Raw genomic sequence first — 13,357 nt, forward strand, 5'->3', positions numbered from 1 at the left:
CTGTATATCAGGCGTGCGACCGGAGCGGCACTGGGTTAATCGTCGAGGCGCTCTTCTAACTGGCGCACTTCGTAGGTGAGCTTGTCGAGGAACTGCATGCGCCGCATCAGGCGTTCGGCCTGTTCGCGCTGCGCTGCATCATCCCAACAGGCTGCGAAGCTTTCGTTGAGCTCTTCCTGGGCGGTTTTCAGGCGACGCTTGAAGGCCGCGACACCGTCCAGATCGGCACTGTCCTGCAGATCTTCGAGCTCTTCGCGCCATTGCATCTGCTGCAAAAGAAACTCGGGATCGTGGACGGTGACTTCCATCGGCACTTCATGCCCGCTGATGGTCAGCAGGTAACGTGCACGCTGGGCCGGACTCTTGAGCGTCTGGTAGGCATCGTTGAGCCGCGCAGACTGTTCGAGCGCCGACCGCTGCTCGCGCTCGGAAGCATCGGCAAAGCGGTCAGGATGAACGCCGCGCGCCAGCTCGCGATAGCGCGTGGCCAACTGCTCGAGATCCAGACGAAAGCCCGGTTGCAGCTCGAATAAAGCGAAATGACAAGGAATACCCACGACAAGCCTCAGATGTTGAAGCTTTCGCCGCAGCCACATTCACCGCGTACGTTGGGGTTGTTGAACTTGAAGCCTTCGTTCAACCCTTCCTTGACGAAATCGAGCTCGGTGCCGTCGAGGTAGGCCAGGCTCTTCGGGTCGATGATCACTTTCTCGCCGTGACTCTCGAACACCTGATCTTCTGCAACCACCTCGTCGACAAACTCCAGCACGTAGGCAAGGCCGGAACAGCCCGTGGTGCGAACACCCAGACGAATCCCTTCACCCTTGCCGCGCCCGTCGAGGGAGCGTCGCACGTGTCGAGCAGCCGCTTCTGTCATGCTGATAGCCATCGTTGACTCCTTACTCGTCGCCCAATGCTTAGATCAAGCCTTTCTTCTGCTTGTAATCGCGAACGGCGGCCTTGATGGCGTCTTCAGCGAGAACCGAGCAGTGGATTTTCACTGGCGGCAGGGCCAGTTCTTCGGCCAGCTGAGTGTTCTTGATGGTTTCAGCTTCGTCCAGGGTCTTGCCTTTCATCCACTCGGTGGCGAGGGAGCTGGAGGCGATAGCCGAACCGCAGCCGTAAGTCTTGAACTTGGCGTCTTCGATAACGCCCTGATCGTTGACCTTGATTTGCAGACGCATCACGTCGCCGCACGCCGGAGCGCCGACCATGCCGGTGCCGACATCAGGATCTTCCGCGTTCATCTTGCCGACGTTACGCGGGTTTTCGTAGTGGTCGATGACCTTTTCGCTGTAAGCCATGATTCTCAATCCTCACTCATCAGGGCCGCTCTTGAGACCCTGCAACTGCGCTGCGTAAACCGCCGCGTCGCTACAGGATCTGTATCCGGCGGCTTCTATATTTAGTGTGCCGCCCACTCGATCTTCGAGATATCGACGCCGTCTTTGTACATGTCCCACAGCGGCGACAGAGCGCGCAGCTTGGTAACGGCCTCGCAGACTTTCTGCGCGGCGTAGTCGATTTCTTCTTCGGTGGTGAAACGGCCGAAGGTGAAACGGATCGAGCTGTGTGCCAGTTCGTCGTTGCGGCCCAGGGCACGCAGTACGTACGAAGGCTCAAGCGACGCCGAGGTGCAGGCCGAACCGGACGAAACCGCCAGATCCTTGAGCGCCATGATCAGCGACTCGCCTTCAACGTAGTTGAAGCTCAGGTTCAGGTTGTGCGGAACGCGGGCGGTCAGGCTGCCGTTGACGTACAGCTCTTCCAGGTGCTCGACCTGCTTGTAGAAACGGTCGCTCAAGGCCTTGATGCGTACGTTTTCGGCAGCCATGTCTTCCTTGGCCACACGGAACGCTTCGCCCATGCCGACGATCTGGTGAGTCGCCAGGGTGCCGGAACGCATACCGCGCTCGTGACCGCCGCCGTGCATGGTCGCTTCGATGCGCACACGCGGCTTGCGGCTGACGTACAGCGCGCCGATGCCTTTAGGGCCGTAGGTCTTGTGGGCGGAGAACGACATCATGTCGACTTTCAGTTTCTGCAGGTCGATTTCGACCTTGCCGGTGGACTGAGCGGCGTCGACGTGGAACAGGATGCCCTTCGAACGAAGCAGCTCGCCGATGGCGGCGATGTCGTTGACGGTGCCGATTTCGTTGTTCACGTGCATTACCGACACCAGGATGGTGTCTTCGCGCAGCGCGGCTTCGATCATGGCCGGGGTGATCAGGCCATCTTCGGTCGGATCGAGGTAGGTGACTTCGAAACCTTCACGCTCCAGCTGGCGCATGGTGTCGAGGACAGCCTTGTGTTCGATCTTGGAGGTGATCAGGTGCTTGCCCTTGGAGGCGTAGAAATGTGCCGCACCCTTGATTGCCAGGTTGTCGGACTCGGTGGCACCGGAGGTCCAGACGATTTCACGCGGGTCGGCGTTGACCAGATCGGCCACCTGACGACGGGCGTTTTCGACAGACTCTTCGGCTTTCCAGCCGAACACGTGGGAACGGGACGCCGGGTTACCGAAGTTTCCGTCGACCAGCAGGCATTCACTCATTTTTTGCGCAACGCGCGGATCGACCGGGGTGGTCGCAGAGTAATCAAGGTAAATCGGCAATTTCATGGACTATCTCCTAAATCAGGCTGGCTGGCGTGCCGCTAGCTCTCTGGCTGTCATTCGACGGCGGACGCTTCAATCTTGTCCAGGCGCGGCGCCTTGCCATTGCAACGACGCTGATCCTGACGCTGGGCCACTTCCTGCACCTCACGGCGAGTTACGAGGTCGGCCAAGCTGATACCGCTGAGAAATTCGTGAATCTGCAGGCTCAGGTCGCACCACAGGTGATGGGTCAGGCAGGTGTCACCGGAGTGGCAGTCGCCCTGGCCCTGGCATTTTGTTGCATCGACCGATTCGTTCACCGCATCGATCACCTGAGCCACCTGGATGCCCTGCATGTCGCGGGACAACTGGTAGCCACCGCCCGGACCGCGAACACTGGAAACCAGGTTACTGCGGCGCAGCTTGGCGAAAAGCTGTTCGAGATAGGACAGGGAGATGCCTTGGCGCTCGGAGATATCGGCCAGGGACACCGGCCCGTGTTGCGCGTGCAACGCCAGGTCAAGCATGGCGGTCACGGCGTATCGGCCTTTTGTAGTCAGTCGCATGGACAATTACCACGGAGTTCGGAATGGGCGGGAGTATGCAATTCCCGAGCATTTAAGTCAACTATAAGACCTAGTGCTTTAGTCGGGTTTACCCGCAAAAGAGCGCGCGAATGATAGCAGGGTCTGCGGCCTAATGGCACACCGGTCGGCAGCAGCCCTGCAAGTGCATCAATGGAGCTTGGATTCGTCCTTGCCCTTGACGCAGGCGAAGTCTTCTTCACGCAGCTCGGGCAGGTCTTTCGCACAGTAATTGCTGCCCAGGTCCTTCAGCGCGCCGCACATTCCTTCCAGACGCCCGTCCACCGCTTGCAGGTGATCGAGCAACTGGCCGATGGCGCGCGCCACCGGATCAGGCATATCTTCACTGACACCGTAGGCATCGAAGCCGATCTTCTCGGCCATCGCCTTGCGCTTGGCGTCCGCCTCATCATCGGACTTGACGATGATCCGGCCCGGAATTCCCACCACGGTAGCGCCCGGAGGCACTTCCTTGGTGACCACGGCATTGGAACCAACCTTGGCGCCGGCACCCACAGTGAACGGACCGAGCACCTTCGCACCCGCCCCCACCACAACGCCATCGCCGAGGGTCGGGTGACGCTTGCCCTTGTTCCAGCTGGTACCACCCAGGGTCACGCCCTGATAGATCGTCACGTCATCGCCGATTTCAGCGGTTTCGCCGATCACGATGCCCATGCCATGGTCGATGAAGAAGCGTCGACCGACCTTGGCACCCGGATGGATCTCGATCCCGGTGAGCCAGCGACCGAAGTTCGACACCAGCCGCGCCAGCCATTTCAGATCGTTGCGCCAGAGCATGCCGGCCAGTCGATGAATCCAGATTGCATGCATGCCGGGGTAGCAGGTCAGGACTTCAAAAGCGTTACGCGCCGCCGGGTCTCGGTGGAATACGCTCTGGATATCTTCACGCAAACGCTCGAACATCATTAATCCTTCCGCTTAAGGAGCTCGCCACGGGCCGCTTTCTGGGTTTCCGTGAGGATGCCACGCAAAATATTCATTTCCGCCCGGCTGACCGAGCTGCGTCCGTACAACCGGCGCAGGCGCGCCATCAAGTGCCGCGGCTTTTCCGGATCGAGGAATTCGATGGCCACCAGAGTCTGCTCCAGGTGCTCATAGAACCGCTCCAGCTCATCCATGGTCGCAAGCTCTGCGCTTTTCACGGAGGCCACTTCTTCCTTCTCGATCTTGGTCGGCTGACCTTGTGCAGCCAGCCACGCCATGCGCACTTCATAACTCAACACCTGCACCGCCGCCCCGAGGTTCAGCGAGCTGAATTCAGGATCGGAGGGGATGTGCACGTGATAGTGACATCGCTGCAGCTCGTCGTTGGTCAGGCCGGAATCTTCACGACCGAACACCAGCGCAATTTCCGCGCCCTGCCCGGCCTCCTCGACCACTTTGGTCCCGCACTCGCGCGGATCCAGCAATGGCCAGGGAATACGCCGGTCACGGGCACTGGTGCCGAGCACCAGATTGCAACCGACCAAGGCGTCTTCCAAGGTGGCGACGACTTGCGCGTTTTCAAGGATGTCACCGGCACCGGAAGCACGGGCATCGGCTTCGTGATGCGGAAAGACTCGCGGATCAACCAGCACCAGCCGCGACAGGCCCATGTTTTTCATGGCGCGCGCGGTCCCGCCGATGTTTCCCGGATGGCTGGTGTTGACCAGGACGACACGAATATTTTGCAGCACGGCGGGCGCTCTCGGACTCGGCAAAGGGGTGCAAATCTTACAGAACAGCCTACCGTTAAGCTATGAAAGCGAACAGCGACCTTCACCTGAAGAAAAGTTCTGATAGAATGCGCGGCTTTCTTTAACAACCTTAGGTGACACATCCATGCAGCCCATGCTGAATATCGCGCTGCGCGCCGCCCGCAGCGCCAGTGAACTGATCTTCCGCTCCATCGAGCGCCTGGATACCATCAAGGTCGACGAAAAAGACGCCAAGGATTACGTATCCGAGGTCGATCGCGCCGCCGAACAGAAAATCATCGACGCCCTGCGCAAGGCTTACCCGAATCACTCGATCATGGGTGAAGAGACCGGCCTGCACGCCGGCACCGGCATCGAAGGCGAAGAATACCTGTGGATCATCGATCCGCTGGACGGCACCACCAACTTCCTGCGCGGCATTCCTCACTTCGCTGTCAGCATTGCCTGCAAATACCGTGGTCGCCTGGAACACGCCGTTGTTCTGGATCCGGTTCGCCAGGAAGAATTCACCGCCAGCCGTGGTCGCGGCGCTCAACTGAACGGTCGTCGCCTGCGTGTCAGCGGTCGTACCAGCCTGGACGGCGCTCTGCTCGGTACAGGTTTCCCGTTCCGTGACGACCAGATGGACAACCTCGACAACTACCTGGGCATGTTCCGCGCCCTGGTTGGCCAGACTGCCGGCATCCGCCGCGCCGGTTCGGCGAGCCTGGACCTGGCTTACGTTGCTGCTGGTCGTTTCGACGCGTTCTGGGAATCAGGCCTGTCCGAGTGGGACATGGCCGCTGGCGCCCTGCTGATTCAAGAAGCAGGCGGCCTGGTGAGCGACTTCACCGGCGGTCACGACTTCCTTGAAAAAGGCCACGTCGTTGCCGGCAACACCAAATGCTTCAAGGCAGTTCTGACGGCGATCCAGCCGCACCTGCCGGCCTCGCTGAAGCGCTAAGCGTTTCGCGAAACCAAAAAAACACCCTTCGGGGTGTTTTTTTATGGGCATGAAAAAGCACCCCGAAGGGTGCTTTTTTTATAAACAGTCAACCAATCACTGGCCCGGCTCGTTCTGCGACAGGATCAGCTTGCCTTCCTTGTCGACCGGAATCTGGTTGCCCGGATCACGATCCATCCGCACCTTGCCTTCCTTGCCGTCCAACGAATACCGGACGTCATAGCCCACGACCTTGTCGCTGATGTCATTCACGGTATTACAGCGAGTCTGAGTCGTGGTGTAGGTATCACGCTCCTGCATACCCTCCTGAACCTTGTTACCGGCGTAACCACCACCGACCGCACCGGCCACCGTGGCAATCTTCTTGCCGGTGCCGCCGCCGATCTGGTTACCCAGCAGACCACCTGCCAGCGCACCGACCACGGTGCCGGCGATCTGGTGTTGATCTTTTACCGGCGCCTGCCGGGTCACTGTCACATCCTTGCACACTTCACGTGGAGTCTTGATCTGTGTTTTGACCGGTTCTACAGCCAGCACTTGCGCATACTCAGGGCCGCTTTTAACCAGGCTGTAGGTGGCAACAGCACCCCCGGCAGTCACACCGACAGCACCCAATACCGCACCAACCAGCAACGACTTGTTCACATGAACCTCCTGACCATCACATGCGGGACGCGCCCGCGCTTCTCCCAGCCTTGGAGCAAAAAAAAAGACGCGAGTTCAACTCGCGTCTTTTTTGACTGACAGCCGGGGAAACGATGGCCGTTATGGACGGTCGTCGACTTCCTTCTCGGTGTTGACCGGCGGAATCAGGTCTTCGGTCGACAGGTTCAGCCAGATCAGCACCACGTTGGCGATGTAGATCGACGAGTAGGTACCCGCCAGAACACCCACCAGCAGCGCCAGGGAGAAGCCGTACAGGTTGTCACCGCCGAAGAACAGCAGCGCCGCAATCGCCAGCAAGGTCGAAACCGAGGTCGCGATAGTCCGCAGCAGGGTCTGCGTGGTCGAGATGTTGATGTTCTCGATCAGCGTGGCCTTACGCAGAACACGGAAGTTCTCACGCACCCGGTCGAACACGACGATGGTGTCGTTGAGCGAGTAACCGATGATCGCCAGTACCGCCGCCAGCACCGTCAGGTCGAAGGTGATCTGGAAGAACGACAGGATACCCACGGTCACGATCACGTCGTGGATCAGCGACACGATGGCGCCGACCGCAAACTTCCACTGAAAGCGGAAAGCCAGGTAGATCAGGATGCCGCCGAGCGCCAGCAGCATGCCCATGCCGCCTTGGTCGCGCAGTTCTTCACCGACCTGCGGGCCGACGAACTCGACGCGCTTGACGGTCGCCGGGTTGTCGCCGCCGACCTTCTGCAGCGCTTCCGCCACCTGATGGCCCAGCTGCGGGTCTTCACCCGGCATGCGCACCAGCAGATCGGTGGTCGCGCCGAAGTTCTGCACCACGGCTTCATGATAACCGGAAGAAACCAGCTGCTCGCGCACTTTGGTGACATCGGCCGGACGCTCGTAAGTCAGCTCGATGAGCGTACCGCCGGTGAAGTCCAGACCCCAGTTCATGCCCTTGTGGAACACACTGAAGATTGCCAGCAAGGTCAGAAATACAGTGACGCCGAACGCAAAGTTGCGGACGCCCATGAAGTTGATTGTACGTAACATGGCAGCCCCTTAAATCCACAACTTCTTGAAGTCACGACCGCCGAAGATCAGGTTGACCATCGCGCGGGTGACCATGATGGCCGTGAACATCGAAGTCAGAACCCCGAGGGACATGGTTACTGCGAAGCCCTTCACCGGGCCGGTGCCCATGGCGAAAAGGATGCCGCCGACCAGCAAGGTGGTCAGGTTGGCGTCGAGAATCGCAGTGAATGCCCGACCGAAGCCTTCGTTGATTGCACGCTGCACGGTCATGCCGGCGGCGATCTCTTCACGAATCCGCGAGAAGATCAGTACGTTGGCGTCGACCGCCATACCCATGGTCAACACGATACCGGCGATACCCGGCAGGGTCAGCGTGGCGCCCAGCAGCGACATCAGCGCCAGCAGCAGCACCATGTTCACCGCCAGTGCAACGGTGGCAATCAGACCGAAGAAACGGTAGATGGCGATGATGAACAGCGAGACGAACAGCATGCCCCACAGCGATGCATCGATACCCTTGGTGATGTTGTCCGCACCCAGGCTCGGGCCGATGGTGCGCTCTTCAGCGAAGTACATCGGCGCAGCCAGACCACCGGCACGCAGCAGCAGCGCCAGTTCGGACGACTCGCCCTGGCCGTTCAGGCCGGTGATACGGAACTGAGCACCCAGCGGCGACTGAATGGTCGCCAGGCTGATGATCTTCTTCTCTTCCTTGAAGGTCTGCACCGCGACGTCTTTCTCGACGCCGTCGACCACTTGCTTGGTGTAAGTGGTGACCGGGCGCTGCTCGATGAAGATCACCGCCATGCTGCGACCGACGTTGCTGCGGGTCGCGCGGCTCATCAGCTCGCCACCGTGGCCATCCAGACGGATGTTCACTTCAGGCGTGCCGTGCTCGCCGAAACCGGCCTTGGCGTCAGTCACCTGGTCACCGGTGATGATCAGGCCACGCTCGATCTGGGCAGGAGGACGATTGCCTTCGCGGAATTCGAAAGTTTCGGAAGTGGCTTTCGAAGCACCCGGCTCTGCAGCCAGACGGAACTCCAGGTTGGCCGTCTTGCCGAGGATGCGCTTGGCTTCGGCAGTGTCCTGCACGCCCGGCAGCTCAACCACGATACGGTTGGCGCCCTGACGCTGGACGATCGGTTCGGCAACACCCAGCTCGTTGACGCGGTTACGTACCGTGGTCAGGTTCTGCTTGATGGAGTATTCACGGATTTCCGCCAGCTTGGCCGGGGTCATCGCCAGACGCAGCACCGGTTGACCGTTGAGGTCGGCCGGAACAATGTCGAAATCGTTGAAATTCTTGCGGATCAGCGCGCGGGCCTGTTCGCGGGAATCAGCATCGCTGAAGCCCAGCTGAATGGCGCCATTGAGTTGCGGCAGGCTGCGATAACGCAGTTTCTCTTTGCGCAACAGGCTCTTGACGTCGCCTTCGTAGACTTTCAGGCGGGCGTCGAGGGCTTTGTCCATGTCCACTTCCAGCAGGAAGTGCACACCACCGGACAAGTCCAGACCCAGCTTCATCGGGTGCGCGGCCAAGCTGCGCAGCCATTGCGGGGTGGTTTGTGCCAGGTTCAGCGCGACGACGTAGTCATCACCCAATGCCTTGCGGACAACGTCCTTGGCCGGCAGCTGGTCTTCAGCCTTGGTCAGACGGATCAGACCGCCCTTGCCGTTCGCAGCCAGGCTCGAAGCCTTGACGTTGATCCCGGATTCCTTGAGCGCGGTGCTCACGCGATCCAGATCGGCCTGATTGACCTGCAGGGCCGTGCTGGCGCCGCTGATCTGAATGGCCGGGTCATCGGGGTATAGATTCGGAGCGGAATAAATCAGACCGATCGCCAGCACCGCCAGGATCAGAATGTATTTCCACAGAGGATATTTGTTCAGCATCACGCCGCCCGTTATGAACGCGGGGCGCCTTGCGCGCCCCGTCGATTGAGTAGAAGTTGGAACCTTAGATCGCTTTCAGCGTGCCTTTTGGCAGCGTGGCGGCGATGGCGCCCTTCTGGAACTTCATTTCCACGGTGTCGGAAACTTCCAGAACCACGAAGTCATCGGCCACTTTGGTGATCTTGCCGGCGATGCCACCGGTGGTGACCACTTCGTCGCCCTTCTGCAGGCTGCTCAGCAGGTTCTTCTGCTCTTTGGCGCGCTTGGCCTGTGGACGCCAGATCATCAGGTAGAAGATGACCAGGAAGCCGACCAGGAAAATCCACTCGAAGCCGCCGCCCATAGGCGCTGCAGCCGGTGCAGCCGCGTCAGCCATGGCATTAGAGATAAAAAAGCTCATTTAGCACTCCAGTTGCAAATGTTGAATCTTGGGGTCAGAAAACTCAGTCCAAAGGCGGAACGGGAAGCCCGCGTTTGGCGTAGAAGGCATCGACAAAGGCGGCCAATGTACCCTGTTGAATAGCCTCGCGCAAACCAGCCATCAGCACCTGATAATGGCGCAAATTGTGGATGGTATTGAGCATGCTGCCGAGCATTTCGCCGCACTTGTCCAGATGATGCAGATAAGCGCGGGAGAAGTTCTGGCAGGTATAGCAATCGCAGGTCGGATCCAGAGGCGAATCATCATGGCGATGGAACGCGTTACGGATCTTCAGCACGCCTGTATCAATGAACAGATGCCCGTTGCGGGCATTACGGGTTGGCATCACGCAATCGAACATGTCCACACCGCGGCGCACACCCTCAACCAGATCTTCCGGTTTGCCAACGCCCATAAGGTAACGAGGTTTGTCAGCCGGCATCATGCCCGGCAGGTAGTCCAGCACCTTGATCATTTCGTGCTTGGGTTCGCCCACCGACAGACCACCGATGGCCAGGCCGTCGAAGCCGATCTTGTCCAGGCCTTCCAGCGAGCGCATGCGCAAGTCCTGGTGCATGCCACCCTGAACGATGCCGAACAGCGCCGCCGTGTTGTCGCCATGGGCATTCTTCGAACGCTGGGCCCAGCGCAGCGACAGCTCCATGGACACACGGGCAACGTCTTCGTCAGCCGGGTACGGCGTGCATTCGTCGAAGATCATCACGATGTCCGAGCCCAGATCGCGCTGGACCTGCATCGACTCTTCCGGGCCCATGAACACTTTCGAGCCGTCGACCGGGGAGGCGAAGGTCACGCCCTCCTCCTTGATCTTGCGCATGGCGCCGAGGCTGAACACCTGGAAGCCGCCGGAGTCGGTCAGGATCGGGCCTTTCCACTGCATGAAATCGTGCAGGTCGCCGTGCTCCTTGATCACTTCGGTACCCGGGCGCAGCCACAGGTGGAAAGTGTTGCCCAGAATGATCTCCGCGCCCGTGGCGACGATGTCACGCGGCAACATGCCCTTGACCGTGCCGTAGGTGCCCACCGGCATGAAGGCCGGGGTCTCGACGGTGCCACGAGGGAAGGTCAGACGACCACGACGAGCCTTGCCATCGGTGGCAAGCAACTCGAAAGACATACGACAGGTGCGACTCATACGGATTCCTCTGGGCCGCGGGGAGCGGGATTACGGGTGATGAACATCGCATCACCGTAGCTGAAAAAGCGGTATCCGTTATCGACCGCGGCTTTGTAGGCAGCCATGGTTTCCGGATAACCGGCGAATGCCGAAACCAGCATCAACAGCGTGGATTCGGGCAAATGGAAATTGGTGACCAGGGCATCGACCACATGGAACGGCCGGCCCGGGAAGATAAAGATGTCGGTGTCGCCGCTGAACGGCTTGAGCACGCCATCGCGGGCGGCGCTTTCCAGCGAACGCACGCTGGTGGTGCCGACAGCGATGACTCGACCGCCGCGCTCACGGCAAGCGGCGACTGCATCGACCACGTCCTGACCGACTTCCAGCCACTCGGTGTGCATGTGGTGATCTTCAATCTTCTCGACGCGCACCGGCTGGAACGTGCCAGCGCCGACGTGCAGCGTGACGAACGCAGTCTCGACGCCCTTGGCGGCGATCGCTTCCATCAGCGTCTGATCGAAATGCAGCCCGGCGGTCGGCGCCGCCACCGCGCCGAGCTTCTCGGCATACACGGTCTGATAGCGCTCGCGATCCGAACCTTCGTCCGGGCGGTCTATATAAGGAGGCAACGGCATGTGGCCGACGCGATCGAGCAGCGGCAGCACTTCTTCGGCAAACCCCAGCTCGAACAGCGCATCGTGACGCGCCAGCATCTCGGCTTCGCCGCCGCCGTCGATCAGGATCTTCGAACCCGGCTTCGGCGACTTGCTGGAACGCACATGGGCCAGCACGCGGTGGGAATCGAGCACGCGTTCGATGAGGATTTCCAGCTTGCCGCCAGACTCCTTCTGCCCGAACAGGCGCGCCGGAATCACCCGGGTATTGTTGAACACCATCAGATCGCCCGGGCGCAAATGCTCCAGCAGATCAGTGAATTGACGGTGTGCCAGGGCGCCGCTGACCCCATCCAGGGTCAACAGGCGACTACCGCGACGCTCGGCCAAAGGATGGCGGGCAATCAGCGAATCAGGAAGCTCGAAGGTAAAGTCAGCAACGCGCATGATGGGGTTCGTCTAGCAGGGCCGGAAAGTCTAGCGGAAATATCGAAAATTGACCATGAAACGTGATTGACCAACGGTAGGCACCTCTCTATACTTCGCCGCCATTGAGCCCTGATGGCGGAATTGGTAGACGCGGCGGATTCAAAATCCGTTTTCGAAAGGAGTGGGAGTTCGAGTCTCCCTCGGGGCACCAAAATTAAGAAAGGTCTTGCTTAGCAAGGCCTTTTTTTTCGTCTACAGAAAAGTGAGGGCAAGGGAGATGGACTGCACTCTGTTCTGCTCAATGTCGAATTCAATAACCGCAAACATCCCTCCCGACGCAGTTCGACTTCTACTTTTTATCCATGCAACTTGACTGACTGCCCCATTTGCAACCATCCCTTAAATCCAAGTCGGCCAGTCGAAATCGACTCCCTCCTTAACCGCCCAGCACTAAAGTAAGCCAAGCGCTTCTTTGCAAAAACCGCATCAATAGAGCGCCCTATCCTCACGAAATCGTTGATGCGTTTGATGACGCTAAATCCGCTATCGAGGGCCATGCCACCGAGATCAAGCGTATTCAAAGGCTTATCGCCTGGGATGATGGCACCCGGTTCGCGAGCACCAATATCAAAAAGGCTCAGAAAGAAATCAGCCAGGTAGAGAGCGATCTGCAAAAGCTGCAGGACAAACGCTTGAAACTATCGACCAAGCTGCAAAAGTTGGAGGATGAGAAACGAACCGAAGTCGAGAAAGCCCAATATGCTGAGAAACAAGCGGCAGCGAGCTATGCGGTAGCTCTCAGCGATGGGAACGAGGCAGATGAGCAGCGAGCGGAGAAGGCACTGCGTTTGGCCTCGGAAGTGCTAGCAACGGCAACTCGTGGCAAGCGGGGAGTGGCAACGACCGCGCAAGCCTTGAAAAATGAAGTTGAAAAGCTCGACGAGGAAATCACAGAAATCAAAGAGGTTCTGAAAGATCTCCGTCAGAAGCAGCTACGGGTAGCGCGAATCATGTGGGCTGACCGCTTGGACAAGGCTGCTCTGGAATTTGCCGCCGTCGCAGCACACTTGGAAGCCACCGAGAAAGCGTTGGGTTGGACAAGCTCGATGAGTGAGCTCTACGTACCATTGCAAACCCCGCACGGCCCTGCGTGCATTAGCCAGAAGACAATCAGCGATAAAGCCTACGCACTGTCTATGGAGCAATTGCTAGCCGCCTGACTCACCGCATCGCCGCTAACTTAGATGAAGCATTTCCTCCCCCTAACCGGATCACCAATCGTGGAACACCAAACGTGTTCCGCGTAACTGGTGTTCCGGTTATTTGCATTTGGTGTTCCACCTCTGAAAG

At 59.2% G+C, this 13,357-nt stretch carries 16 protein-coding genes and 1 tRNA gene; 3 read left to right on the top strand and 14 right to left on the bottom strand.

The genetic code is table 11. The annotated features are described in order from the left end of the window. Positions 1–35 precede the first annotated feature (35 nt). From hscB to trmJ, 7 genes are all read right to left on the bottom strand, one after another. Complete coding sequence (gene hscB, locus AC0R79_RS24935; RefSeq protein WP_007956687.1) at positions 36–557, bottom strand: co-chaperone HscB; 522 nt, start codon at positions 555–557, stop codon at positions 36–38. Between the two features lie 8 nt (positions 558–565). Continuing rightward, entirely contained in the window at positions 566–889 is a 324-nt protein-coding gene (gene iscA / locus AC0R79_RS24940; RefSeq protein ID WP_003227904.1) for an iron-sulfur cluster assembly protein IscA, read from the bottom strand. 28 nt (positions 890–917) lie between these two features. Further along, positions 918–1,304 carry a Fe-S cluster assembly scaffold IscU gene (gene iscU, locus AC0R79_RS24945; RefSeq protein WP_003227907.1) on the bottom strand — a complete coding sequence of 129 codons (387 nt, stop codon included), beginning with the start codon at positions 1,302–1,304 and terminating at the stop codon, positions 918–920. A gap of 101 nt (positions 1,305–1,405) precedes the next feature. Then, positions 1,406–2,620 carry an IscS subfamily cysteine desulfurase gene (locus tag AC0R79_RS24950; RefSeq protein ID WP_007956689.1) on the bottom strand — a complete coding sequence of 405 codons (1,215 nt, stop codon included), beginning with the start codon at positions 2,618–2,620 and terminating at the stop codon, positions 1,406–1,408. A gap of 50 nt (positions 2,621–2,670) precedes the next feature. Then, positions 2,671–3,162: a Fe-S cluster assembly transcriptional regulator IscR gene (gene iscR / locus AC0R79_RS24955; protein ID WP_007956690.1), complete on the bottom strand. Its 492-nt coding sequence runs from the start codon at positions 3,160–3,162 to the stop codon at positions 2,671–2,673. A gap of 168 nt (positions 3,163–3,330) precedes the next feature. Then, positions 3,331–4,107 carry a serine O-acetyltransferase gene (gene cysE / locus AC0R79_RS24960; RefSeq protein ID WP_007956691.1) on the bottom strand — a complete coding sequence of 259 codons (777 nt, stop codon included), beginning with the start codon at positions 4,105–4,107 and terminating at the stop codon, positions 3,331–3,333. Between the two features lie 2 nt (positions 4,108–4,109). Further along, positions 4,110–4,880 carry a tRNA (cytosine(32)/uridine(32)-2'-O)-methyltransferase TrmJ gene (gene trmJ / locus AC0R79_RS24965; protein WP_007956692.1) on the bottom strand — a complete coding sequence of 257 codons (771 nt, stop codon included), beginning with the start codon at positions 4,878–4,880 and terminating at the stop codon, positions 4,110–4,112. Positions 4,881–5,025: 145 nt separating this feature from the next. Here trmJ and suhB point away from each other — a divergent pair, with 145 nt between their 5' ends. Next, positions 5,026–5,844, top strand: coding sequence for a type III secretion system regulator SuhB (gene suhB / locus AC0R79_RS24970; RefSeq protein WP_007941397.1), 819 nt, complete (start codon positions 5,026–5,028; stop codon positions 5,842–5,844). A 96-nt stretch (positions 5,845–5,940) separates the two neighbouring features. Here the strand turns inward: suhB and AC0R79_RS24975 are convergent, their stop codons facing one another. From AC0R79_RS24975 to queA, 6 genes are all read right to left on the bottom strand, one after another. After that, a complete protein-coding gene (locus tag AC0R79_RS24975; RefSeq protein WP_007956693.1) occupies positions 5,941–6,489 on the bottom strand; it encodes a glycine zipper 2TM domain-containing protein in 549 nt (182 codons plus the stop codon). A 120-nt stretch (positions 6,490–6,609) separates the two neighbouring features. After that, the gene (secF, locus tag AC0R79_RS24980) at positions 6,610–7,524 is read right to left on the bottom strand and encodes a protein translocase subunit SecF (RefSeq protein ID WP_007956694.1); all 915 of its coding nucleotides are present in this window, start codon (positions 7,522–7,524) and stop codon (positions 6,610–6,612) included. Positions 7,525–7,533: 9 nt separating this feature from the next. Next, positions 7,534–9,402, bottom strand: coding sequence for a protein translocase subunit SecD (gene secD, locus AC0R79_RS24985; RefSeq protein ID WP_474732030.1), 1,869 nt, complete (start codon positions 9,400–9,402; stop codon positions 7,534–7,536). 64 nt (positions 9,403–9,466) lie between these two features. Next, on the bottom strand, positions 9,467–9,802 hold the full coding sequence (gene yajC, locus AC0R79_RS24990) for a preprotein translocase subunit YajC (RefSeq protein WP_007956696.1): 336 nt from the start codon (positions 9,800–9,802) through the stop codon (positions 9,467–9,469). Positions 9,803–9,845: 43 nt separating this feature from the next. Continuing rightward, on the bottom strand, positions 9,846–10,961 hold the full coding sequence (gene tgt, locus AC0R79_RS24995) for a tRNA guanosine(34) transglycosylase Tgt (protein WP_161794909.1): 1,116 nt from the start codon (positions 10,959–10,961) through the stop codon (positions 9,846–9,848). Between the two features lie 14 nt (positions 10,962–10,975). Further along, on the bottom strand, positions 10,976–12,025 hold the full coding sequence (gene queA, locus AC0R79_RS25000) for a tRNA preQ1(34) S-adenosylmethionine ribosyltransferase-isomerase QueA (protein WP_236191909.1): 1,050 nt from the start codon (positions 12,023–12,025) through the stop codon (positions 10,976–10,978). 108 nt (positions 12,026–12,133) lie between these two features. On the opposite strand from queA, the gene AC0R79_RS25005 reads away from it, so the two are divergent. Beyond that, positions 12,134–12,218 (top strand) — tRNA-Leu (locus AC0R79_RS25005). 145 nt (positions 12,219–12,363) lie between these two features. Here AC0R79_RS25005 and AC0R79_RS25010 read toward each other — a convergent pair. Then, the gene (locus AC0R79_RS25010) at positions 12,364–12,681 is read right to left on the bottom strand and encodes a hypothetical protein (protein ID WP_474732034.1); all 318 of its coding nucleotides are present in this window, start codon (positions 12,679–12,681) and stop codon (positions 12,364–12,366) included. Between the two features lie 18 nt (positions 12,682–12,699). Between AC0R79_RS25010 and AC0R79_RS25015 the strand changes: the two genes are divergently transcribed. Further along, positions 12,700–13,227, top strand: a complete 528-nt coding sequence (locus AC0R79_RS25015) for a hypothetical protein (protein ID WP_474732036.1) — start codon at positions 12,700–12,702, stop codon at positions 13,225–13,227. Positions 13,228–13,357: the final 130 nt, after the last annotated feature.

The sequence above is a fragment of the Pseudomonas sp. HD57-3 genome (assembly GCF_056113135.1).

Bases quoted from the DNA above. Each gene is read 5' to 3' on its own strand.
- iscA (WP_003227904.1), bottom strand. From the start codon at position 889: ATGGCTATCAGCATGACAGAAGCGGCTGCTCGACACGTGCGACGCTCC.
- iscU (WP_003227907.1), bottom strand. From the start codon at position 1,304: ATGGCTTACAGCGAAAAGGTCATCGACCACTACGAAAACCCGCGTAAC.
- AC0R79_RS24950 (WP_007956689.1), bottom strand. From the start codon at position 2,620: ATGAAATTGCCGATTTACCTTGATTACTCTGCGACCACCCCGGTCGAT.
- iscR (WP_007956690.1), bottom strand. From the start codon at position 3,162: ATGCGACTGACTACAAAAGGCCGATACGCCGTGACCGCCATGCTTGAC.
- cysE (WP_007956691.1), bottom strand. From the start codon at position 4,107: ATGTTCGAGCGTTTGCGTGAAGATATCCAGAGCGTATTCCACCGAGAC.
- suhB (WP_007941397.1), top strand. From the start codon at position 5,026: ATGCAGCCCATGCTGAATATCGCGCTGCGCGCCGCCCGCAGCGCCAGT.
- secF (WP_007956694.1), bottom strand. From the start codon at position 7,524: ATGTTACGTACAATCAACTTCATGGGCGTCCGCAACTTTGCGTTCGGC.
- secD (WP_474732030.1), bottom strand. From the start codon at position 9,402: ATGCTGAACAAATATCCTCTGTGGAAATACATTCTGATCCTGGCGGTG.
- yajC (WP_007956696.1), bottom strand. From the start codon at position 9,802: ATGAGCTTTTTTATCTCTAATGCCATGGCTGACGCGGCTGCACCGGCT.
- tgt (WP_161794909.1), bottom strand. From the start codon at position 10,961: ATGTCTTTCGAGTTGCTTGCCACCGATGGCAAGGCTCGTCGTGGTCGT.
- queA (WP_236191909.1), bottom strand. From the start codon at position 12,025: ATGCGCGTTGCTGACTTTACCTTCGAGCTTCCTGATTCGCTGATTGCC.